Origin of the sequence: Tepidibacillus infernus (genome assembly GCF_048898065.1) — a bacterium.
Taxonomy (GTDB): Bacteria; Bacillota; Bacilli; order Tepidibacillales; family Tepidibacillaceae; genus Tepidibacillus_B; species Tepidibacillus_B infernus.
The window spans coordinates 443100-465867 of record NZ_JBLWFI010000001.1 but is presented as its reverse complement, the minus strand read 5'-3'; the positions used below and the strand labels follow the sequence as shown (position 1 = coordinate 465867).

The following is a 22768-nucleotide window of genomic DNA, read 5'->3' as shown; positions in this document are numbered from 1 at the left end:
CAAAAGTGCCGCCTTCCTTGAAAAGATATTTCCGATTACTTTTGAGGGATCACATTATAATAATGAAAAGAAAGTTATATCTTCTTTAATATTCAAAAAGCGGAAGCCCCACTGTTAAAGTGGTGGCTAACCAAAAAAACATTTTATTTATATAAGCGGGAAATAAACTCCGATAAATCTTTTGTTAAAAATTCTAAGATACGAATCACACGCCCATAATCCATACGGGTAGGACCAAAGATACCGATTGTTCCCAAAGGTTTACCTTCGAATTCATAGGTGGCAGTAATAATACTACAGTTACTTGCAATCTCAATCTCATTTTCAGTTCCGATCTTCACTTCAATTCCTTTATGATTAGAGCTCACTAACTGTCTAATGGTATCTGTTTTTTCAAACAAAGTGAGAAGATCTTTAATAGTATTGATATCGCTAAATTCAGGTTGATTAAGGATATTTGTTGTACCACCCATATAGATTTTATTATCTAAAGTGGTTTCATCAAGGTTTAAAAGGATCTGATCAATCATCTTCATCGATTGCTCAAATTCATAAGAATTGCGTTGAAATTCCTTGTTTATTTCCATAAATATTTTTGATTTCAATTGATACAACGGTATTCCCGATAATTTATGATTCAAAAAACGAACCATTTTTTCAATCTCATTGATGGAAACCCCTTGTGGTATAGTTAACATCTTATGTTCTACTTTACCTGTATTGGTTACCAGTATCACAACTAAACTTTCATCTGTAATCGGCACGATTTGAATATTCTTCAGTTTAGTATGATAAATCTCTGGACCCAAAATAATACTTGTGTAATTTGTAATTTGCGACAAAATGATCGCAGTTTGTTCGATCAATTGTTCAAATTCATTAAATTGATCTGTAAATACTTTGCTAATATTCGTCAAAATATCTTTTGAAATAATCGAATCTTCTGGGTTCATTAAATGATCGACATAATAGCGATATCCTCTATTTGATGGAACCCGACCAGCTGAAGTATGTGGTTGTTCTAAATAACCCATTTCTTCCAAATCAGCCATTTCATTACGGATGGTTGCAGAACTAAAACCAATATCTTGCCGCTTAGAAATTGACCGAGAACCAACCGGCTCAGCAGATTCAATATAATGAGTGACGATAGCTTTTAATATCTTTTTCTGTCTTTCTGTCAGCAAACCATCCACCTCCATTATTAGCACTCACCTTTGACGAGTGCTAAAATCTATTTAAAAGATATCAAATCCTACCCTGTCTTGTCAATTCCTATACGGAAATAAATTCCGCAAAGACTTCATTACCATAAATCAGTCCTTTTTGAGAGAGTTTGATTCGGTCTTTTTCCTTCATCAATAGCCCTAGATTTACTAATTTCTCAATTTGCGCTCTAAATCGGCTCAACATCTCTTCATTAAACTCTTTTTCGTAGTCGCTAAATTTGACCCCTTCAAGCATTCGTAGACCTAACATCAGCATATCTTCCTTTTTCTCCTGCAGTGAGACCTCAAACTCTTCGAATCTTGGTAATTGATTTTCCTTTAATAGATGATCAATATAGGGTCGTACCCCTTTAATATTCGCATGTCTTCTGCCTTGAATATACCCATGGGCGCCAGCACCCAATCCAAAATAATCTTCGTTTTTCCAATAGGTGATATTATGTTTACTTTCATACCCTGGTTTTGCAAAATTACTAATTTCGTATTGATGGTATCCGTGTTTTTCCATTTCCTCCATGGTGATTAAATACATGTTTAATTCATCTTCTTCAGGAGGTAAGGGTAATCTATTTTTTTGATAAAATGTATGAAATAATGTATTTTGTTCTACTTTTAAGCTATATACAGAGAAGTGAGGTAATTGAAGTTGAATTGCCTTTTTCAGACTCTCTCTAACCATCTCAATCGTTTGATTTGGTAAACCGATCATTAAATCGATGCTAAGGTTTTTAAACCCTAAGTGATGAGCATTCTCTATACTCTGATAAACTTCTTTTTCAGAATGTATTCGGCCAATAAATGATAATAAATCATCTTGAAAGGCTTGAACACCCATACTAATCCGATTGATTCCGAATTCCTTCATCATTTTTAATTTATCTAATTCCACAGTTCCTGGATTAGCTTCCATCGTAAATTCAATCTCCTCGTTCCAATGAGGGAAATGCTTGCGAACAGAAGTCAAAAAAACCTCCATTTCTTTTGGAGTTAAAACCGTTGGCGTTCCACCGCCAACAAAAATCGTTTTGATTTCTCCAGTTGGAAATAGCTCAACCGTTTTTTCCATTTCTAAGTCGAGGGCTTTTAAATATTCCATGACAGGTTGACCACTTACAACATATGAGTTGAAATCACAATAATGACATTTATTCGTGCAAAACGGTATATGAATATAGACTGCATTTGCCACGCTTTATCCCTCCTTCATTGCCCCGCAAAAGTGCCCATTTCCATCTGTTAAAAACAAGGAAAACCTACACCTCAGTGCAGGTTTCGATATTCTTTTTATTTTTCCTATTCATTCATCATTCGTCCATTTTTAGAATAGCCATAAAGGCTTCTTGGGGAACTTCAACAGTTCCTACGGCCTTCATTCGTTTTTTACCCTCTTTTTGCTTTTCTAAAAGCTTTCTTTTTCTCGAAATATCGCCACCATAACATTTTGCTAATACATTTTTTCTCATCGCACTAATCGTTTCTCTAGCAATAATTTTATTGCCAATGGCAGCTTGAATTGGAACTTCGAACATTTGTCTAGGAATTAATTGTTTTAGTTTTTCTGCAATCTGCTTTCCTTTGTGATATGCTCTGTCTTTATGAACGATAAACGAGAGTGCGTCTACTTTTTCTCCATTGAGTAAAATATCTACTCTTACTAAGTTAGAGGCTTTATATCCAATTAGCTCGTAATCAAAGGAAGCGTACCCTTTGGTTCCCGATTTTAATTGATCAAAGAAATCATAGACAATTTCAGATAAAGGCATATTATATGTCAAGGTAACACGATTGGTATCTAAATATTGCATATCGACAAATTCTCCCCGTTTTCCCTGACAAAGTTCCATCACTGCTCCGACATAGTCATTTGGAACCATGATCCCTGCTTTTACATATGGTTCTTCAATATATTCAATATGAACTGGCTCAGGCAAATTAGATGGGTTATCTATGACCAATTTTTCTCCATTGGTTTTTGTTACATGATAAACCACACTTGGAGCTGTTGTGATTAAATTGATTCCAAATTCACGTTCAAGTCGTTCTTGAATGATTTCCATATGGAGTAATCCTAAAAAGCCACAACGGAAACCAAAACCTAATGCTGTTGACGTTTCAGGTTCATATTTTAAAGCTGCATCATTTAATTCAAGCTTCTCTAATGCATCTCTTAAATCATTATAATCCTGTGTTTCAACAGGGTACAAGCCACAGAATACCATTGGATTGACTTTACGATAACCTGGCAATGGTTCTGCTGCAGGTCTTTTGGCATCTGTAATCGTATCTCCCACACGGGTATCTTTTACATTTTTGATTGCTGCAACGACAAAGCCTACGTCGCCAACTGTTAATTCATCAACTTGTGTCATTTTTGGTTTAAAGACACCCACTTCTGTTACCTCAAAGGACTTACCTGTGGCCATCATCTTTATTTTCATACCCGGTTTAATCGTTCCATTGACTACACGGATATAGGTGATCACTCCTTTATATGGGTCATAGTGAGAGTCGAAGATCAGGGCTTGTAACGGCTCATCTTTCGAACCAATAGGTGCAGGAACCTTTTGAACGACCTGCTCTAAAATTTCCTCAATCCCAATCCCAGCCTTTGCCGAAGCTAGTACTGCATCTGATGCATCTAAACCAATAACATCCTCGATCTCCTGTTTTACTCGTTCCGGTTCAGCACTTGGTAAATCAATTTTATTAACCACTGGGATAATTTCTAAATCGTTTTCTAAAGCAAGATAAACGTTTGCTAATGTTTGAGCTTCAATCCCTTGAGCTGCATCCACGACAAGGATAGCCCCTTCACAAGCTGCTAGAGACCTAGATACTTCATAAGTAAAATCTACATGTCCTGGGGTATCGATTAAATTCAAAAGATATTCTTCTCCATCTTTTGCTTTATAATTTAGACGTACAGCTTGAAGTTTAATGGTAATTCCACGTTCCCGTTCAAGTTCCATTTGATCTAAAACTTGATCTTCCATTTCCCTCTTTGTTAAAGCACCAGTATATTCTAATATTCGATCAGCTAATGTAGATTTTCCATGATCGATATGGGCGATAATGGAAAAGTTTCGAATCCTTTTTTGTCTGTCAAGATCGCTCATGATAAATTCCTCCTACAACCGTAGACAAATACACTGCATAATATTATAACAATTATCCAATATAGAAACAATCAGGAATCAAAAAAGAAAAGAGCCATTATAGCTCTCTTAAGAATTGTGAATGAAATTGGCTAACATTTCCAATCCTTTCTCTGCTCCTTTTTGCAGGGTTATACTTAAAGCATTTCCTACCTTGCTTAATAAACTCATTTGATTAGAGGAAGGCACCTTTTGCGTAGATTCTTCTTTTTCTTTCGGGGAAGTATCTTTTTCTGTTTTCGTTGTTTTTGGGATCGTTGTTGTATACGTTTTTCCTAAAACTTTTACTTCTACCTGTTGATTTTTTTGAGCAATATTTAAACTATCTGTCGGAAGATTAGGATTACCAGCAACTCGGTATATCCCCTTCTCAGCCATATTCATGCCGATCAATATCCCAAACATTAAGATCACAACAATAGAGATAAAACGAATCGTAAATCTAACCAATGGATTCACTCCTTACTTGAATTGCTTTGTGGTTTTGCATCCACTTGTTCAGCTTGCCAATAAAGATCTGCCACCGCCTCAGCAAGTGCTTTTGCTGTCCTATCAGTTTCCGAAAATGTATTATCAATACCCCCAACTTCAATCACCAATAGGTTAGGTGAAAGGGATTGATTATATTCCCCATTCACACCTTTTGTCTTCTCTTTTGCGATAATTGGTTTTGTTAGACCCGGATAACGCTTTTCAATCGCAGCTCGAAGTTTTAAGGCAAATGCTTTGTTTTGTTCATAATTTTTGTTTCCTGTTCCAATAACAAAAGCAATTTTTGCATAATCTTTTCCATTGATTTTTACCGTCGTATCTTCACGGCGTTGCGAATCACGATGGATATCAAAAATAAATTCGTAATCATTCTGCTGCAATGCTGCTTTTACTGTTTTTCTTGATTCTAAATAGGATAAACTAAACTTTTCAGGATTATACTTTTTTGTGGAAACAACAGATTTAATCCCTAATTTATTTAATTCCTCGCCTAATTTCTTTCCAACTTGGGTCACATTCACTGAACTGTTGTAATACATATCAGATTCTTTTTTGATCTCTGGTTCTTTTTTTCTTACCTCTGGGATATAAGCTTCTGTATCATGTGTATGGTAAATAAACACTAATTTTTTGTTTGAAACCATTGTTTTTAATGCTTCTTGTTGAGCTGGATCAAGGTCGTCCAATTTTTTCTCTTGCAAAAATTCCTCCGGAGGAGTTGATTCAATTAGTTCATGGTCAATATCCGTAATATTAGATGCTGTGAGTTGTTGGAGATCCATTACGGAAAAACCTGGAATCTCCTGTTTGATCAAATCATTAGGATGGCTTGGGGTGAAGAAAGGTAGAAAACTTAATAATGAACTTTCTTTTTCTTCGCCCTCATTCTCAGTGAGAGCTTGTACATTCATTTGGAAAAAAGGAATTTCTATTTCAAACATTTGAAGAATTTGTTTGGTAGACCATTTCACTGTGTATTGATTCCACCAATTTAAATTTTGTTGTTGCTTTGGTGAAAATTGTAATAACACAATACTAAATAGCAAAAACAATAAAGCTGTTCCTAAAGAAAGGGACATAAATATTTTTTGGATAGAAGGTTGTCTCATATTTTCATCCTTTCTCCTCATTACAGTCTTTACCACCAATCTATGCAAGGAAAAGGAGAATTAGAACAACCTTTCATTTTTTCGTTCAATGAGTATAAGATCCTATGTTCCCATCATTAACTGCATGGTGTAATGCCATATTTAACCCACTAGCAATTATGTTAGCCATGTCTTCTATAAAGGTATCCACTTCTTTTGGGGTGACAATCAAATTGTGACCTAAAGGTGCTAAAACTTCATGAATCAGTTGACGTTTTTCTTGTTCTTCAAGTGTTCCAATTAACCCAAGGAATTTTTCACGATGTTTAGGATTCTTTGAGGGTTTGCCAAATGGATTTCGAATATCCATCTGATTTCCCATATATTGTAAAATATAATCGATGGTATCGCTTGTTATTGAGACCGCGTCAACAACGGTTGGTACCCCAATGGCAATCACAGGAACACCTAATGTTTCTTTATCTAATGCCTTTCGTTTATTGCCAATCCCCGAACCAGGTGCGATTCCAGTATCTGCTACTTGTATTGTAGAATTCACTCGTTCAAGTGAACGTGAAGCAAGTGCATCGATAGCAATTACCAAATCTGGGCAACTCCTTTCTACTACCCCTTGAACAATTTCACTCGTTTCTATCCCAGTAATCCCTAAAACCCCTGGAGCTAATGCGCTGACTGGCCGAAAACCTTCTTGTACCTGATCTGGCATCAGTTCAAAAAGATGGCGGGTGATCAGTAAATTTTCTACAACCATAGGTCCTACCGCGTCAGGAGTTACATTCCAATTTCCCAACCCAATGACTAATACTTTGGCATTGTCGGCAATTTGTAGCTGTTGAAGATATTGCTTAAACTCCTTTGCAAAAACATTTGTCATTTCATCTTGTAATGCTGAATCATGATTCTTTAACCCAGGAGCTTCAAAAGTTAAGTAGTTCCCTTTCCTTTTATTTAATGTACGTGCTCCTTCATCTGTTGAAATATATAGTTTTGTAATATGTATACCCTCTAATTGTTGTTCATCAACCTCGACCCCAGAAATTATATTGCCTTGTTGTTCTACAGCCATTAAATGACTTTCTAATGCAAGGTCGGTTCGTACTTGGTATGGGCTTAAATCAATATCATGTCCTTTCTTCATGTTCAATCTTCTCCTTCTTCTATAGATATTTTTATTCTTTTACCAATTGGTTTCTTTATACAGATTCGATTAAATCTTGCAATATGTATAAGAGCATGTTAAAATATTTCATGTTGTATTTGGAATTCTTTATTTATTTGTTGCACCAAGGGAGGTGAACGTAATGCCAAATATTAAATCTGCAATTAAGCGTGTAAAAACAACTGAAACAAGACATGCAAGAAACATTGCTCAAAAATCAGCTCTTCGAACTGCAATTAAAACATTTGAAGTAGCTGTTCAAAATAATGATGTAGAAGCTGCAAAGGCCGCTCTCTTGAATGCAACCAAAAAATTGGACAAAGCGGTAACTAAAGGGCTTATTCATAAAAACGCTGCTTCTCGTAAAAAATCACGTCTTGCTCAAAAATTTAATTCACTTTCATCCAATGTAACTGCTTAATAAATGAGGATAAAAAGAACGACCCATACATATAAGGGTCGCTTTTTTTATGGGAAGAAAGTGGGATTCTTCATATAAAAGAAAAACATCTCTAATGCTAATACCTTGTCCTTCAGTCCCGTTTTGATTTCATAATCGATTTCTGCTAATTTGATTAAGATATTTTGTAATTGTTGTTCATTAAATTTGACTGATTGTTTTAAGGCAATTTGTATTGCATAGGGATGGGTACCTAATTGAGAAGCGATTTGTTGTGCAGAATAGCCTTTTCGCTGTAATTCTTTTGAGTACAAGATCAGCCGAAACTGACGAGCTAGTAATGCCACCATTTTGATTGGATCTTCTTTATTTTTTAATAAGTCATAGAAGATTTGAAAAGCCACTTCAATTTGTAAATTCGCAACTTGTTCAATCAATGCAAAAATGTCTTGTTCTATCGTCCGCACACTTAATTCTTGAACGACTTTTTCATCGATGAGTCCACTTTTCCCAACATAGGTTGCCATTTTTATTATTTCTTGATTTAGTAATTGTAAGTCTTGACCAACCAAATGAATAAGCAACTGACCAGCTTCTGGTAGAATTTCTACCCCTTCATTTTTAGCAATCTCAGTCAGCCAATCTAATAAAGAAGCATCAGAAAGAGAAAAGAATGATTCCACCTGAGCAAACTTCTTGAATTGTTTCACTATTTTTCTCCGTTCATCTAATTTGTCAACAGGTACCCAAAAAATTAAAGTACTAAAATCAACGGGTTGCTCTAGATATTGTTCTAAGCGATCTATTTGATGTTCGATCTTTTGTGGGAGTTTTTGGCCTGTAAATAAGAACGCATTTTTCCCAATTACAATTTTATGGTCAGCCAAAAAAGGTAGTGTCTCCGCATCTTGGATGATCTCTTCAATCGGAGTGCTTAATAAATCGTAAGTAATCACATTCATATCCCTTTGGTCTTCGGGAATAGAATTATGTATGATGTTTTTAATTTTATTCTCTATAAGAAAACTTTCTGTTCCATAAAATAAGTAAATCCGTTTAGACATGCTCCACCCTCCTTTAACAACCTTCATTATACTATAATAAGAGCAAAACATTAGCTCTAGTTTTTTTATAAATTCTAAATTTATTCAGGTATAATTACTAAGGAAGAGGAGGTAAATTTATGAAGTATAAAATTGGGAAGCGGATAATAAAAACCGGAATTGCTGTTTCTTTATCCATTGGATTGGCTCATGCATTAGGATTTACAACCACTTTTTCTGGTGTTGTTGCCTTAATTGCAATGAAAGAAACATCTAAACGAACGATTCGATATGGAGTTACCCTCTTTTTAGGTAGCTTACTTTCAGTGATTATTGGACTGATTTTAGGAGTGTTTTTGGGTAAATCGGTAATAGCCTTTGGTATCGGAACAATTCTCGCACTTTCACTCATTGTAAGACTTCAATTGGCCGATGGTATTATTTTAGCCACAATTGTAGTCTATCATGTTCTTGATGCGATGCCGATCACAGGAAAACAATTTGTTTCATTTTCCTTAAAAGAGATAGCAGTCATTGGAATAGGTATTGTTGTTAGCGTTCTAGTTAACTTGATTGTTCCCCAAAAGTATGATGCGCTATTAAAAGAGAATATAGAAGAATTTAATACTCGTTTTTCTACTTTTTTTGAACGAATGGCAGCAAACGTAAAGAATCCTGAGTTAAGATCTATTCCTACACAAGATGAGTAGCGTGAAAAATAAGCTTAAATTTGGTAAAAAAGGGCGCAGCAAACTAAGGTCTTTAAAGACCTAAAAAAAATCAAGCTTTGGTTTTAAGCTACAGAAATGTCAGAAGCCTTTATTATACCTTGGGCAATTAGGAGTTTTATTGCCTGATTAATAGCTTTCTCTTTCTGCTTGTCCTGCATTTCTTGTGGCATATCAATTTTATACAAGTCGCTTGGATTCCACACTTCGCCAGTAACAAACATATTGTATATGGCGGTGAGTATCATCCTTGCAATAGCGATTATGGCTCTTTTTTTGCCTCTCCTTTTAGAAATGCGTTCGTACTTGATTTTGTAGTAAGGAGACTTATCCGATTTCACGGCTGCATGGGCAACTTGTACCAATGCAGGTTTGAGGTATACACCGGCACGTGTAATACGGACAGATTTCTTCTTACCAGCAGATTCATTATTGCCAGGTGTTAGTCCCGCCCAGCAGCACAAACGCTTGGAGTTGGCAAATTGAGACATATCTGTACCAATCTCGGAGATAATGGTGATTGCAGATGCTCTATTAACTCCGGGAATGGTACATAAAAGGTTAATGGCACTTTCATAAGGTTCGACCAACTTATCCAGTTTTTCGTCCAGTTCAGCAATCGAATTGGTTACGAAGTCGAGGTGAGAACGAACCATGATCATACGTTCTTTTTGTTCCTGAGTCATTTGGTATCCTTCAATAGATTCAACCACGTTATCTGCTTTTTTTTTCAAAGATTTATGAAGAAGAGAAGTACAGTATTCCGGGTCAAAGGTATCAGAGGAAATCAGATAGTCCGTGATGGAAGTGGCAGATTTGCCAAACATGTCGGAAACGACAGCATCAAGGGCTACATTACAGACTGTGAAAGCGTTTTGAAAACGGTTCTTTTCACTGCTTCTACAAGAAACAAGTTTAGAACGGTAGCGAGTGTATTCACGAAGAATACGGACTGGTTTATTAGGGATATAGCTTCCTGGTACTAAACCAAGGCGGAAAAGGTCAGCAATCCACTTAGAATCTTTTTTATCATCCTTATTTCCTTTTACAGCCTTCACCCATTTGGGGTTAGCAACAGTCATACGGATGGTATCTTCCAAAAGATTGTAGACAGGAACCCAATATTTCCCGGTCGATTCCATGCACATATCATAGCAGTTGTTATCAATCAGCCACTGCTTGAATTGAAGAATGGAATTGTTAAAAGTAGAAAATCTCTTTTTTGAATAATGAGGGGTAATCCCCTGTGAAGTAATAATTGTGGCGACGAGAAAAGTCTTATGCACATCGACACCGCAACAGATAGGATAAACAACTTTCATGGCACAGCCTCCTTTCATAATTGGAGGAAGAAGACATTGACTGAACCATCACACATTTAACAAAGAGCTAAAACAATGATTAGCGTGCGGTCTTATAGAACCACTTATTTGTGCTTGAAAGATGATTCTTACACTGGTTATTATACTGTTTTGAACTGAGAAGTAATCTACGACTCACCTCGCCGTGCTTTGTAGTATATCTTCTCCTTAAGTTAATCATAGCAAAGTGGTGAAAGCCGCACACCATTTTTCATTACTATTTGTGCCGCCAGCGCTAGCGGCGGAATGGAGGTTATTATGAATGTAGAAAACAAATCAAAGTCTTGTTGGATCAAGCTGAAATTAGCAAAGAAAATGCTTTACTTTCGGAGGAAATCAATATCTATACTAAATATATCACGATGCTAAAACTATATAAAAAGTTGATTACTCTATTAGAAGAATTAACTTTCCAAGTTGGACACCTTCAATCTACACGCATACATTCAAAAAGTATTGCAGGAGCTTTACAACAACTTTCTAAAATGCAAAAAAATCCAAGCTTAAACCCAATAGAGACTTTTAAAGAAATGTCTGAATTATTAAATCAATTAAATGATCATTACGCTAACTCTCCATTGCCGAAAACCCGTGAAGAGTTTGTTGATCGAGCTCATCTGTATCATATTTTCATCTATGTTCGCGAATACGCAGATACCTTATTTTTATTCTATAAAAATAATTTAAAGTAACATAAAACAAAAACCGTGGAATTCCACGGTTTTATCGTCCAATCACACTTATGTAAACGCCCAATGAAAAGGCCTAGGATCTTCCCATTGGGCGGGAAGCAATGGTCGTATTACACTATACGCAAGTTCCTGCTGATGTGTGACACTCTATTCAATTGTTTCTTCTATTTTCTTAACTGTTTCTTCTTTTTGGTCTATCTTTTCTTCTTTCTTCTCTATGATATTGATTTGGTATTTTGCTATAAGCTGGCCTTGCTGATCAAAAAGTTGATAATTAATTAGATTCTCATTCTCCACAATCCAATGAACAGAAAATCCTTCCTCCCATTGATGGGTACGATAGATCTCAATATGATTCTGGTCATAAATCACTAATTGTCGGTCTTCTTCTTTAATCTGATAAGGAAAAGGAGGAATTTCTGTACCTGTTATCGATATTAGCATCCCATTTTCATCTGCAGTAAAAGCGTCATCTTCCTTTGGTGATTCAGATGGATCTTTTGTTAAGCTTCTATCCCTTTGAGGTTGTTCTTCCTGAATTGGATCCTTTAAAGCGACTGATCTATTATTTTCTTGATCAATCATTTTTTTCTTTTGATATTCATCAGTTGGTTTATTACTTGTTTCTTTATTATTTGGTTCTTTATTTAATCCTTTACCAAGATTTCCTTCTTGCTCTGATTTACTTTCTTTTACATTAGATTGAACGAATGTTGTTTGACCTACATTTTGGTTGATCGGCGCATCAAAAACTGCAATTTGTCCCTTGTCACTAGAAGACGAATGATTGCTCACAAATAAACCTGAGACCGGAAACCATAACCCGATAAGAATGGATGCAGCCAAAACACCAATCAATGGTTTCTTTAAAGATCCTTTAAACCATCTTGATTTATTCTTAAATACAGGTATTTGTACCTGATTTGTATCTGCTTGAAACAGTTGATCGACAAGGCTTCCATGAAGGGTGGGTTTCGGCATTTGGCTTAATTGTAAATGTAACTGATTCATTTTCTCATGATAATCACGACAAGCACTGCAAGATGTTAGGTGTTCTTGTAATAATACCTGATTTGATTCATCTAATTCGTGATCTAATTGTAGCTGTATCCATTCTTTAGCCTCTTCACAACGAATCAACGTTGAACACCTCCTTGTTGAGTTTGATTTATTAACGCTTGCAGTTGGTCTCTACCACGGAAAAGATAGGATTTCACAGTATTTAATGGCAAATCCAATGTCTCAGCGATCTCCTGATAAGAAAAATTTTGTAGATATCTTAATATCATCACTGATCGAATTTTATTGGGTAGTTGATTCATATGAGCTAGTAATTCTTCCACCATCATCTTGTTTTCAATTTCTGTCTCTATATTTGAATGATTCGTTAATTTCATCTCAAAAAGATCAATCGAAACTTCCTTTTTATTTTTCCGATATTTATCCATACAAATATTGGTGGTAATACGTTGGACCCAGGTATGAAATTGAGCTTTTTCTTCAAACGTACTTAATTTAGTATATACCTTAATGAGAGCTTCCTGAGCGACATCCTTTGCATCGTGTTCGTTTCCCATAAAATAATAAGCGGTTTTGTAAATGGAATGCTCTATGCTTTTGAGTAAATCTATAAGTGCCGCTTGATTTCCTGTTTTTGCTAGTTGAACTAATTCTATATGATTCAAGATGCCTTAGCCCTCCTCTCTCAATTGACGAATCTTCGTTATATTTTGTTGCTGAATTTCATCATTTTTTATCTTTTTTTCAATCCGAAATCCATCATTATTGATATAAATCATGATGGCTCCATCTTGGTCTGTTCTCCATATGTTAATGTTTTGCTCTTGTAATCGTTGAACCACCTCATTAGAAGGGTGGCGATACAAGTTATTTTCTCCCACAGATATGACCGCTTCTTTTGGCTCTAGTGATTGTAACCAAAGATCTGATGTAGAGGTTTTACTTCCATGATGTCCAACTTTCAAAATATCAATAGGCTTCACATGATAAGTATCTAATATCTTGTACTCGCCTATTTCTTCTAAATCCCCGGGTAGTGCTATTGATGTATCGTAAAGTTTTAAAAAGGCCACTAACATGTGATCATTTTCTTTTAAAGAACCAGAGATATCGATTGGAATAAAAGTAAAGACTGACTCATTGTCTAGTTTAACATGTTGGATCTGATTAACGTGAATGATTTTTATTTTCTTTTCTATTAACTTCTTTTGAAGTTCCTTGCCCAGTTCAGTCCTAGGAAACTCTTTGCCTACGACGAATGTTCGAATCTCTAGTTGGTCAACTAAGGAAAGATACCCACCAATATGATCTTGATCTTCATGGGTTAAAACCGCCATATCCAAAACATCAATTCCCATAAAATGTAAATATGGTAAGATGATGTCTTCACCTGTGTCAAATTGATTCTTTCTTTTTTGCCAATCTTCTTTTTGAAAGGTTAGTGTTCCCCCAGCATCAATAAGCACTTGATCATTCCCTGGAGTCTGAATCAGAATACTGTCCCCTTGACCAACATCAATAAAAGTGACCATACCTTGCTTTGGCAAAAAAACTGGAATGATAAGCGCAACAACCAATAATAATATACTTATTTTCTCAAGTAGAAAGATTTTCTTTTTCAGATCATAGGAAATAAAAGCATTCTTCACTTCGTTTCTGATCAGTATCCAAAAAAACAGGGTATAGAGTAAAACAACTTTTATAAAGGGAAAATAGCCATAAAAATGAAATACAGAGAGTTTAGAAAATAGGTGAATAACCTCAAATAACTGACTTAATGTCCAGTTTAGAATACTTGCTAGCGGTTCAATAAGATTGAAAGAAAAAAAACTAAAAAAGAGCAAAGCAAAGCTAACCGGTATCACCATGCTAAAGATCGGCACAAAAAGAAAATTGCCTAACCATGATAGCAGCGAATACTGGTGAAAATAATAGAAGGCCAATGGAAATGAAGCGAATTGTGTGATGATTAGCACAGTCAAGGTAGACCTTAACCACCTTTGCTTAATCGGAATCCGTTTCTCCACTCTAGAATATCCCCAGATTAAGGTAAGGGTGACAACAAACGATAATTGAAATCCTATATCATAAATCCACATCGGTTGATAAAATGTCATTAGTATAAAAGCAGTTGCTAACGATTGTAGGGAAAATAAAGCACGTTTATAAATAAGACCATAAAACATCAATAAAGCCATTAAAGTGGCTCGAACAACAGAAGCACTTGCTCCTGTTAAAAACATATATCCAATTAAGACAAATCCTGCAGTTATAGCGATATGTTCACGTGTCAAGCCAATCTTTGTTAAAAGCCAGAAAATAACAAAGGTAATCATGGATAAATGTAAGCCTGAAATCGCCAAAAGATGGCTAAGCCCAAGAATAGAAAAATCCTCTTTAAGTTCCTCAGAGATTTGCTGATCTTCTCCTAATAGTAAGGCCTTTAAAAAACCAGCATTAGGTTCTGTATACAACTGATCGATTTGTAACGTTAATTTATCTTTCACACGGTTTAGGCTTGCCAACAAGCTAAATCGATCTGACACCTTTATCGTAGATGGCTGGTCTACTTCCACCTTCCAATAGACCCCACGTTTTTCTAAATAGTTGCGATAATCAAACTGTCCCGGGTTTTTGGCAGTTTGTGGCTTTTCCAACTTTCCATACAACATGATGCCCATGCCATTTTCCCACTCATGAACCTTCTGCAGTTCAGATTTTGTTCTAAGATAGATGTAAACAAGGACTTTTTCTTTAGAATTGATTGGAACTTCTTTTTGATCCCATTGATAGGAGATGGGACTTACCATCAATTTAACTAAATCACCATCAATCATTGGTGTTGCAGCAATATAGCCTCGGATTCCAATCTCTTGATCCTCTTGTACAAATTCATTTGAGAGTTGTGTCTGGTGTTGATCTTGATACAGAGTCATTCGAAAAAATGCAAAAATTATAACAGCAAATATTAACCATACTAGCCAATATTTTGACTTTCTATAGTAAGAGCCAATTGATAAGGCTACTAATAAGAAACCTAAACCTAAGCCAATAACCCAAATAAATAGGGATAGGTCAATCTGATAATAGCCAAGATAAAGACCAGTAAGCCAAAATAATGATAATAAGAATAAAGGATACCTTTGCATCAGGAAACATCTACCTCACATTACATGATTCCTATAGATAATTCTCTCTATTTCCTTGTTTCCCTTCCTTTTTTATCATGAAAAAAACCCTCCATCATTACTGAGGAAGGGCTGGCACACTATTTCTTAAATATTGTCGATATTGAATCTTTGCTTCATTAAAAAGGGCAGAAACTTTAGGATGGTCTTTTTCATAGACTCGCTCATATACAACTTCTTTGATACCGCTATTTGCTAACATCTTCGCACAGTTATAGCAAGGGGAATCCGTTACAAAAACAGTAGCATCTTCTCGATCCTCGCGATTGGTAAACAAAACTAAATTTACTTCTGCATGAATGGTTCGAATACATCTTTCTTTTTCTACACCATTTTCATGATAGTGTTCGATTAGACACCCCTGTTCGTAGCAATCAGCGACCCCTGAGGGGCTTCCGTTGTAGCCTGTACCCAGCAATTTCTTGTTTTTAACAAGGATTGCTCCAACATGTCTTCTCGGACAAGTTGCTCTTTCAGCGACGGTAAAGGCCAAATCCATAAAATATTCATCCCAGCTTTTACGGTAATGCTGATCTTTTTGCTCTTTTTCTTTTCCCATCCTAAACTTCATTCCTTTAAAAGAATAATCTTCCATGTTCAATCTTTATACAGCGATCCATAACCACTTTTAAACCTTTATCAGAAGCTTCCTTGGCCGCTTTTTCATTAACCACACCTAATTGGAACCAAATTGATTTTGCTCCGATTTCAATCGCCTCTTCTACAACAGGCATGACTTGATCAGCACGACGGAATACATCAACCATATCGACTGTCCCTTTAATTTCTTTTAAGGAGGCAACAGCTTTTACTCCTAATACTTCATCGATGGTTGGATTGACTGGAATAATCTCAAAACCATGATTTAATAAATACTCAGCCACTCTATAGCTATCACGATCAGGTTTATTGGATAATCCTACAATTGCGATACGTTTTGTTTCTTGAATCAGTTCTTTGATTTGTTCATTTGTTGTTAAAAGACTCATGGAAAGCTCCCCTTTTTATCATTTACCTATACAATATTGTATTTCTTAGGAATAAGTCAATAATTATTCTGCTAGAGCCTGTTCAAGATCAGCTAATAAGTCATTAATATCTTCGATTCCAACAGATACTCGAACTAAATCATCTGATACACCTGCAGCTATCTTTTGTTCGTTTGTTAACTGGTGATGAGTTGAACTACTTGGATGGATAACTAAGGATCTAACATCACCTACATTTGCAGCATGGGTAAATAATTGAACCTTATCGATGAAGCGTTTTGCTGCTTCATATCCACCTTTTACACCAAAGGTCAGGATACCTCCTTGCCCATGATCTAAATATTTCTTGGCTAAGGTATAGGTTGAATGATTCTCTAAACCAGGATAATTCACCCATTCAACTTGCGGATGCTGAGATAAAAAGTTTGCTACAGCTAACGCATTTGTACTATGTCTTTCCATGCGAAGAGAAAGCGTTTCTAACCCTTGAATTAACAGAAATGCATTAAATGGTGCCATGGTTGCACCAATATCCCGATTTAATTGTGCCTTCAATTTTGTAATATATGCCTGTTTTCCGACATGTTCTATATAGCTTAGTCCATGGTAGGCAGGATCTGGATCGCTTAATCGCCTAAATTTCCCATTGTCCCATGGAAATTTTCCACTATCTACGACAACTCCCCCGATCGTATTACCATGCCCTCCAATATATTTGGTTGTGGAATGGATCACAAGATCTGCCCCAAAATCAAATGGACGTAATAATACAGGGGTTGCAAATGTATTATCCACAATCAATGGAACTCCATTTTGATGTGCTAAATTAGCTAATTCCTCTATATCTGGAACATCTAAAGAAGGATTACTAATGGACTCAATATAAAAAGCTTTCGTTCTTTCATTCACATGCTTTTGCCATTGATCTAAATCATTTTGATCTACAAAATGAATCGTAATTCCTAATCTTTGTAATGTATATGTAAATAAGGTGATGGTACCCCCATACAAGTTTTTGGAAGCAATGATTTCATCTCCAGTTTCAGCAATATTAAGAATAGATAATAATGCTGCCGATTGTCCAGAAGCAGTAACTAAGGCACCTACTCCTCCTTCTAAAGCTGCCAAACGTTGTTCTAATAGATCTGTTGTTGGGTTACTAATTCGGCTATAAATATTACCTTCTTGTTCCATATTAAACAGGGCAGCAGAATGCTCTGAATTCTCAAATTGGTAGGCTGCCGTTTGATAGATTGGAACATTTGTCGCCCCTAAGTGTTTACTTGCAGTATACCCTCCATGAATTGCTAATGTTGCTAGTCCTTTCTCTTCTTTCCTTAATTCTGTCATTTTTAATTCCTCCTTAGAAAAAAATAAAACCTCTTTCAAAGAGAAAGAGGTGTAAAACCTAATTCTCTTATCTTTCAGACTTTCGTCTGCTGGAATTAGCACCTTCACAATTAACTTGTGGGGTTGCCGGGCTTCTTCGGGCCAGTCCCTCCGCCACTCTGGATAAGAGTTTATTATGTAATTGTAAAATATTATAACACATTATTCTGTTAATGCACTGAAATTTTTTCTTTTATTTGTTCAAAAGTTTTTTGGCCGATTCCTGGCACATTCATCAGATCTTCAATCGTCTGAAATTTACCTTGTTTTGTTCGGTATTCTATAATAGCTTTTGCCTTAGCAGGACCAATTCCATCTAATTGCATCAGCTCTTCTTCACTTGCTTGGTTGATGGAAATTGTTTCAGCATTTGATTCAAAAGATACACCTAATCCAGAAGATACACCATTTAGTGTTTCTCCTTGAACAGGGACAAAAATGACCATTTCATCTGCGATTTTTTGAGCTAAATTGACTTGGTTTAAATCTGCATTTGCTAAGGTCCCTCCAGCAAGATCTAACGCTTCTTTTACCCTTGACCCCTCTGTTAATTGGTAGATTCCTGGTTTTGCTACTGCTCCTTTCACATCAACTACTATCTTCTTAGGATTTGTCATTTCCGTTTGCTTTACTTCTCCTTGTGGGGTATCCCCTTTTTCGGTGGATAACTCAACTAAAGGTTCATCCGCAAACGTAGGTGGCTGTTTTTGATGATAAGAGATGTATTGACTAATGATGATAAGTAAAAAAATAATCAACAGTCCGAGTAAGACTTTTTCTCTTTTTGTAAACCGTATATTTGGGAGACTTCCCATTCTTCTTCCCCTTTCTACTACTGCATTTTTTTAATTATTGATATAAAATAATAGAATCAAAAGGTTGAGGTGATAAAATGAATAGCGTTCATTTGGAAATATCAAAAAAAGTAAATGAAAAAGTTCATGCCATCGAAGTATATAAACAAATGGATCAGCAGCGTGAACGGATTATAGATGAATTACTAACCGAATATAAAATAGGAAAAAATGTAGATTTAACTAAGTTAAATCAATGGACTAATGAAATGAATCGATACGCACTAAAGAATCAGCTTCCTTCTCGAAAAGAAGTAACAATGGAAATGTTCACAGCATATGCGAATAAAATGAAAACACATTCCTAATATTTGATAAAAAGCATAAATTTCCTGCTTTTTGTACAAAAAGACTACTGGTTTGTCCAGTAGTCTTTCTTATGATTTATTAGCTAACAACAATATTGACCAGTTTTCCTGGAACGACAATCACTTTACGGACTTCTTTACCAGCCTTCCATTCTTCTAATCTTGGATCAGAAAGAACTTCCTTTTCTAACTCCTCTTTGGAATAGGAAGTCGGAACAACCATTTTTCCTTTGATTTTTCCATTGATTTGTACTGCAATTTCCACTTCATCTAACACTAAATACTCTTCTTGATATGTTGGCCATTTTTCTTTATGAATACTTTCCCTTTGTCCCATCATTTGCCACAATTCTTCTGCCAGATGTGGTGTCATCGGAGCAAGTAGAATGACAGTGGTTTCAATCGCTTCTTTTAGCAACCCTTTATTGCCATCCTCTGGATAAACATAAATTTTGTTTACTAACTCCATAATTGCGCTAATTGCTGTGTTAAAGTTATCTCTTTCATCAATATCTTCAGTTACTCGTTTGATGGTAAGATGAATCATGCGGCGAAGCTCTTTTTCCGCATCAGTTTCCACTTGGTATGGATAAGTCTGTGTAAGGGTTTCTAGATGCTGTTGTACCATTCTCCACACACGATTTAAGAAGCGATGACTTCCCTCTACTCCTGAATCGCTCCAATCTAGATCTCGATCAGGTGGTGCAGCAAATAGGATAAATAGACGCCCTGTATCAGCACCATATTTTTCAATGATCTCATTTGGACTAACGACATTCCCTTTTGATTTGGACATTTTTGCTCCGTCTTTAAGTACCATTCCTTGAGTAAGAAGGGACTTAAAAGGCTCTTGGAATGAAATAAGACCTGCATCATAAAATACTTTTGTAAAGAAACGTGAATAGAGTAGATGCAATACAGCGTGTTCAATTCCACCAATATATTCATCAACTGGAAGCCATTTATTTACTTGTCTTGAATCAAATGGTTTGATCTCTTCATGAGGGCTTGCGTAACGGAAGTAATACCATGATGAATCAATAAATGTATCCATCGTATCTGTTTCTCGGTGAGCAGAACCCCCACATTTCGGACAAGTTGTATGAACAAATGCTTCTGAAGTGGTTAAAGGATTATCTTTACCGTTAAACACTACGTCTTCTGGCAAAATAACAGGTAATTGCTCAAGAGGAACGGGTACATTTCCACATGTTTCACAATACACCATTGGAATAGGTGTTCCCCAATAACGTTGACGAGAAATAAGCCAATCACGTAAACGATAAGATACAGTTAATTTTCCTTTACCTATTTTTTCAAGATATTCACCAATTGTTCGAATTGCTTCCCTATTGTTTAAACCATTAAATTGATCTGAATTTACAAGAACTCCATCCTCTGTATATGCCCCAGTCATTTGTTCTAGTGTATAAGGTTCACCCTCTTTAGACTGAACCACAATTTTAATGGGAAGTTGATATTTTTTTGCAAATAAGAAGTCACGCTCATCGTGAGCAGGAACTCCCATAACAGCCCCTGTACCATAATCCATTAACACATAGTTAGCTACCCAGATTGGAATATCTGCCCCTGTTAACGGGTGTTTGGCATAGGTTCCAGTAAAATAACCCACTTTCTCCACTTCAGTAGAGGTACGGGTAATTTCATTTACCTTTTTCAATTCTTCAATAAACTCAAGAATTGCCTTTTCATTCTCTTTCCCTGCAATCAATTGGGGGACAAGAGGATGTTCCGGTGCAACAACCATATAGGTTACACCATATAAAGTGTCTGGGCGAGTTGTAAACACTGAAATCTTCGTATCCTCTAATGCTGGAACAGTAAAAACCACTTCTGCTCCTTCACTTTTACCAATCCAGTTTTTTTGCATCATTTTTACTTTATCAGGCCAACCCTCTAATTGGTCTAAATCTTGAAGTAAGCGTTCCGCATAATCAGTGATACGGAAGAACCATTGGTTTAATTCTTTTTTGGTCACTTCGCTATCACAACGCCAACATTTCCCATCTTCGACCTGTTCATTTGCTAATACCGTGTTACAAGTAGGACACCAGTTAACTGCTGCTTTTTTCTTGTAAGCTAACCCTCTTTCATAGAAAAGCAAGAAGAGCCATTGGGTGAATTTATAATAATCAGGTAGACAGGTGGCTACATAACGATCCCAGTCATATGAAACACCTAAACGTTTTTGTTCATTACGAATCCTTTCCATATTGTTTAGGGTCCACTCTCTTGGGTTGACTCCTCTTTGGATTGCGGCATTTTCTGCAGGTAATCCAAACGCATCAGCACCCATTGGATGAAGGACTTGATATCCCTTCATTCGTTTAAAACGAGCGATCACATCACCAATGGTATAAACACGGACATGCCCCATATGTAATCCTTCGCCAGAAGGGTATGGGAACATCTCCAAGGTATAAAATTTGGGTTTTTTTTCATCTTCATTGGTTTTGTGTGCATCTGTTTCTTCCCAGATTTGTTGCCATTTTCGTTCAATTTCTCTAGGTTGATAAACCTGTTCATTCATGGTAAAAACCTCCTAAAAAATAATAAAACCTCCCACCCCAAAGCATGTGCTAGGGACGAGAGGTTAGGTTACATTTCCCGTGGTACCACCCTAATGATATCTACTCAACCATAAATACCACTCGAGCTCTTTAACGCAGAGGTACGGTAGAGAGTACTTTGCTTTCCTATCTACAGTTTAAAGGCGAGTTCGCAAGCTTTTGATTATCGGTTCTCACCAACCACCGACTCTCTCAAAATCTATGGCTTGTTACTACTCCTTTGCATTACTTTTGTACTAGATCAGATTATTTATGATTATATGCAATCTTGTCGTAAAATGTCAATAGAAATTAAGATTGTTGTTATTGTTCTGTGATATTGTCATGTTATAACTGTTCAGAGAAAATGTCACTATGGGACAGGAGAAGATTACATTGACAAAAGCAGAACTCAAAAAAGTATTGGTCATTGAAAAGCTTGTTTCTCGTCAAATTAAAGTGGAGGAAGCTGCAACCCTACTGCAACTTTCTACCCGACAGGTTTTGCGCCTTAAAAAAACCTATCTTAAGGAAGGAGCTGAAGGCATTGCCCATAAAAATCGAGGGCGTAAACCTGTTCATGCGATTGCAGATTCAATCAAGGATCAAGTCGCTTCGTTGTATCAAAACACTTACCATGGCTGTAATAACTGTCATTTTGCCGAACTATTGCAGGAACATGAATCCTTGACTCTTAGTGTGTCTACTGTTCGCCGCATTCTCTTGGAGAAAGGACTGAAGCAAGTAAAACAACGACGCCGAGGAAGTATTCATCGTCCCCGCAACCGCAAGCCCCAAGCCGGGATGCTTTGGCAGATTGATGCCAGTGCTTATGCCTGGCTAGAGGATAGAGGGCCCAAACTTACATTGCATGCCGCAATTGACGATGCTACCGGAATAGTTGTTGGTGCTGTTTTCCGTCCTACAGAAACCCAAGAGGGTTATTTCACCGTTATGCAACAAGCTATTGAGCAATATGGCCTTCCACTTGGTTTGTACAGCGATCGGCATACGATCTTCCGATCTCCCAAGGAATCGTTAACTGTAGAGCAGGAATTAGCGGGTGAAATCAAGCCGTTATC

20 protein-coding genes, 1 pseudogene, 1 riboswitch and 1 other annotated feature are annotated in these 22768 nt (G+C 36.4%); of the genes and pseudogenes, 5 read left to right on the top strand and 16 right to left on the bottom strand.

Annotated features, from left to right (window positions below):
- Positions 1-143 precede the first annotated feature (143 nt).
- The 6 genes from hrcA to gpr form a co-directional block, all read right to left on the bottom strand.
- Complete coding sequence (gene hrcA / locus TEPIDINF_RS02310) at positions 144-1187, bottom strand: heat-inducible transcriptional repressor HrcA (protein WP_068727432.1); 1044 nt, start codon at positions 1185-1187, stop codon at positions 144-146.
- 88 nt (positions 1188-1275) lie between these two features.
- Positions 1276-2418 carry a radical SAM family heme chaperone HemW gene (gene hemW / locus TEPIDINF_RS02305; RefSeq protein ID WP_421691288.1) on the bottom strand — a complete coding sequence of 381 codons (1143 nt, stop codon included), beginning with the start codon at positions 2416-2418 and terminating at the stop codon, positions 1276-1278.
- Between the two features lie 115 nt (positions 2419-2533).
- Complete coding sequence (gene lepA, locus TEPIDINF_RS02300) at positions 2534-4345, bottom strand: translation elongation factor 4 (RefSeq protein WP_421691287.1); 1812 nt, start codon at positions 4343-4345, stop codon at positions 2534-2536.
- 108 nt (positions 4346-4453) lie between these two features.
- Positions 4454-4834, bottom strand: a complete 381-nt coding sequence (locus TEPIDINF_RS02295) for a DUF3679 domain-containing protein (RefSeq protein WP_421691286.1) — start codon at positions 4832-4834, stop codon at positions 4454-4456.
- Between the two features lie 5 nt (positions 4835-4839).
- The gene (spoIIP, locus tag TEPIDINF_RS02290; RefSeq protein WP_421691285.1) at positions 4840-5985 is read right to left on the bottom strand and encodes a stage II sporulation protein P; all 1146 of its coding nucleotides are present in this window, start codon (positions 5983-5985) and stop codon (positions 4840-4842) included.
- Between the two features lie 85 nt (positions 5986-6070).
- The gene (gpr, locus tag TEPIDINF_RS02285) at positions 6071-7123 is read right to left on the bottom strand and encodes a GPR endopeptidase (protein WP_421691284.1); all 1053 of its coding nucleotides are present in this window, start codon (positions 7121-7123) and stop codon (positions 6071-6073) included.
- A gap of 163 nt (positions 7124-7286) precedes the next feature.
- Between gpr and rpsT the strand changes: the two genes are divergently transcribed.
- A complete protein-coding gene (gene rpsT / locus TEPIDINF_RS02280; RefSeq protein WP_068723310.1) occupies positions 7287-7565 on the top strand; it encodes a 30S ribosomal protein S20 in 279 nt (92 codons plus the stop codon).
- Between the two features lie 47 nt (positions 7566-7612).
- Here rpsT and holA read toward each other — a convergent pair whose 3' ends face one another.
- The gene (holA, locus tag TEPIDINF_RS02275) at positions 7613-8608 is read right to left on the bottom strand and encodes a DNA polymerase III subunit delta (RefSeq protein ID WP_421691283.1); all 996 of its coding nucleotides are present in this window, start codon (positions 8606-8608) and stop codon (positions 7613-7615) included.
- 119 nt (positions 8609-8727) lie between these two features.
- Here holA and TEPIDINF_RS02270 point away from each other — a divergent pair, with 119 nt between their 5' ends.
- On the top strand, positions 8728-9297 hold the full coding sequence (locus TEPIDINF_RS02270) for an FUSC family protein (protein ID WP_421691282.1): 570 nt from the start codon (positions 8728-8730) through the stop codon (positions 9295-9297).
- A gap of 83 nt (positions 9298-9380) precedes the next feature.
- On the opposite strand, the gene TEPIDINF_RS02265 is transcribed toward TEPIDINF_RS02270, so the two are convergent.
- Complete coding sequence (locus TEPIDINF_RS02265) at positions 9381-10637, bottom strand: IS110 family RNA-guided transposase (RefSeq protein ID WP_415802040.1); 1257 nt, start codon at positions 10635-10637, stop codon at positions 9381-9383.
- 311 nt (positions 10638-10948) lie between these two features.
- Here TEPIDINF_RS02265 and TEPIDINF_RS02260 point away from each other — a divergent pair.
- Positions 10949-11368 (top strand): annotated as a pseudogene (locus TEPIDINF_RS02260) (hypothetical protein); the annotation flags it as partial.
- A 147-nt stretch (positions 11369-11515) separates the two neighbouring features.
- Here the strand turns inward: TEPIDINF_RS02260 and TEPIDINF_RS02255 are convergent.
- The 7 genes from TEPIDINF_RS02255 to TEPIDINF_RS02225 form a co-directional block, all read right to left on the bottom strand.
- Positions 11516-12508 carry a zf-HC2 domain-containing protein gene (locus TEPIDINF_RS02255; protein WP_421691281.1) on the bottom strand — a complete coding sequence of 331 codons (993 nt, stop codon included), beginning with the start codon at positions 12506-12508 and terminating at the stop codon, positions 11516-11518.
- On the bottom strand, positions 12505-13053 hold the full coding sequence (locus TEPIDINF_RS02250; RefSeq protein ID WP_153011985.1) for an RNA polymerase sigma factor: 549 nt from the start codon (positions 13051-13053) through the stop codon (positions 12505-12507). The genes TEPIDINF_RS02255 and TEPIDINF_RS02250 overlap by 4 nt, the downstream gene beginning before the upstream one ends.
- 6 nt (positions 13054-13059) lie before the next feature.
- Complete coding sequence (locus TEPIDINF_RS02245; RefSeq protein WP_421691280.1) at positions 13060-15537, bottom strand: DNA internalization-related competence protein ComEC/Rec2; 2478 nt, start codon at positions 15535-15537, stop codon at positions 13060-13062.
- A gap of 97 nt (positions 15538-15634) precedes the next feature.
- Positions 15635-16135 carry a deoxycytidylate deaminase gene (locus TEPIDINF_RS02240; RefSeq protein WP_068727429.1) on the bottom strand — a complete coding sequence of 167 codons (501 nt, stop codon included), beginning with the start codon at positions 16133-16135 and terminating at the stop codon, positions 15635-15637.
- Positions 16136-16151: 16 nt separating this feature from the next.
- The gene (locus tag TEPIDINF_RS02235) at positions 16152-16565 is read right to left on the bottom strand and encodes a CoA-binding protein (RefSeq protein ID WP_069800269.1); all 414 of its coding nucleotides are present in this window, start codon (positions 16563-16565) and stop codon (positions 16152-16154) included.
- A gap of 63 nt (positions 16566-16628) precedes the next feature.
- The gene (locus TEPIDINF_RS02230) at positions 16629-17915 is read right to left on the bottom strand and encodes an O-acetylhomoserine aminocarboxypropyltransferase/cysteine synthase family protein (RefSeq protein WP_421691279.1); all 1287 of its coding nucleotides are present in this window, start codon (positions 17913-17915) and stop codon (positions 16629-16631) included.
- Positions 17916-17979: 64 nt separating this feature from the next.
- Positions 17980-18084: riboswitch (SAM riboswitch) on the bottom strand.
- Positions 18085-18124: 40 nt separating this feature from the next.
- The gene (locus TEPIDINF_RS02225) at positions 18125-18769 is read right to left on the bottom strand and encodes a helix-hairpin-helix domain-containing protein (protein ID WP_069800273.1); all 645 of its coding nucleotides are present in this window, start codon (positions 18767-18769) and stop codon (positions 18125-18127) included.
- 77 nt (positions 18770-18846) lie between these two features.
- On the opposite strand from TEPIDINF_RS02225, the gene TEPIDINF_RS02220 reads away from it, so the two are divergent.
- Positions 18847-19116 (top strand): DUF2533 family protein, encoded by a 270-nt coding sequence (locus tag TEPIDINF_RS02220; RefSeq protein ID WP_068723288.1) that lies wholly within the window; start codon positions 18847-18849, stop codon positions 19114-19116.
- A gap of 79 nt (positions 19117-19195) precedes the next feature.
- Here TEPIDINF_RS02220 and leuS read toward each other — a convergent pair whose 3' ends face one another.
- Positions 19196-21667 carry a leucine--tRNA ligase gene (gene leuS, locus TEPIDINF_RS02215; protein WP_421691278.1) on the bottom strand — a complete coding sequence of 824 codons (2472 nt, stop codon included), beginning with the start codon at positions 21665-21667 and terminating at the stop codon, positions 19196-19198.
- A gap of 48 nt (positions 21668-21715) precedes the next feature.
- Positions 21716-21942 (bottom strand) — a binding site (T-box leader).
- Between the two features lie 140 nt (positions 21943-22082).
- Here leuS and TEPIDINF_RS02210 point away from each other — a divergent pair.
- The coding region (locus TEPIDINF_RS02210) for an ISNCY family transposase (protein WP_421691277.1) at positions 22083-22768 on the top strand (686 nt) is incomplete at its 3' end.

Excerpts from the sequence above, each read along its gene's own strand:
- lepA (WP_421691287.1), bottom strand. The coding sequence starts at position 4,345 with ATGAGCGATCTTGACAGACAAAAAAGGATTCGAAACTTTTCCATTATC.
- spoIIP (WP_421691285.1), bottom strand. The coding sequence starts at position 5,985 with ATGAGACAACCTTCTATCCAAAAAATATTTATGTCCCTTTCTTTAGGA.
- gpr (WP_421691284.1), bottom strand. The coding sequence starts at position 7,123 with ATGAAGAAAGGACATGATATTGATTTAAGCCCATACCAAGTACGAACC.
- rpsT (WP_068723310.1), top strand. The coding sequence starts at position 7,287 with ATGCCAAATATTAAATCTGCAATTAAGCGTGTAAAAACAACTGAAACA.
- holA (WP_421691283.1), bottom strand. The coding sequence starts at position 8,608 with ATGTCTAAACGGATTTACTTATTTTATGGAACAGAAAGTTTTCTTATA.
- TEPIDINF_RS02270 (WP_421691282.1), top strand. The coding sequence starts at position 8,728 with ATGAAGTATAAAATTGGGAAGCGGATAATAAAAACCGGAATTGCTGTT.
- TEPIDINF_RS02265 (WP_415802040.1), bottom strand. The coding sequence starts at position 10,637 with ATGAAAGTTGTTTATCCTATCTGTTGCGGTGTCGATGTGCATAAGACT.
- TEPIDINF_RS02245 (WP_421691280.1), bottom strand. The coding sequence starts at position 15,537 with ATGCAAAGGTATCCTTTATTCTTATTATCATTATTTTGGCTTACTGGT.
- TEPIDINF_RS02240 (WP_068727429.1), bottom strand. The coding sequence starts at position 16,135 with ATGGGAAAAGAAAAAGAGCAAAAAGATCAGCATTACCGTAAAAGCTGG.
- TEPIDINF_RS02235 (WP_069800269.1), bottom strand. The coding sequence starts at position 16,565 with ATGAGTCTTTTAACAACAAATGAACAAATCAAAGAACTGATTCAAGAA.
- TEPIDINF_RS02230 (WP_421691279.1), bottom strand. The coding sequence starts at position 17,915 with ATGACAGAATTAAGGAAAGAAGAGAAAGGACTAGCAACATTAGCAATT.
- TEPIDINF_RS02225 (WP_069800273.1), bottom strand. The coding sequence starts at position 18,769 with ATGGGAAGTCTCCCAAATATACGGTTTACAAAAAGAGAAAAAGTCTTA.
- TEPIDINF_RS02220 (WP_068723288.1), top strand. The coding sequence starts at position 18,847 with ATGAATAGCGTTCATTTGGAAATATCAAAAAAAGTAAATGAAAAAGTT.
- leuS (WP_421691278.1), bottom strand. The coding sequence starts at position 21,667 with ATGAATGAACAGGTTTATCAACCTAGAGAAATTGAACGAAAATGGCAA.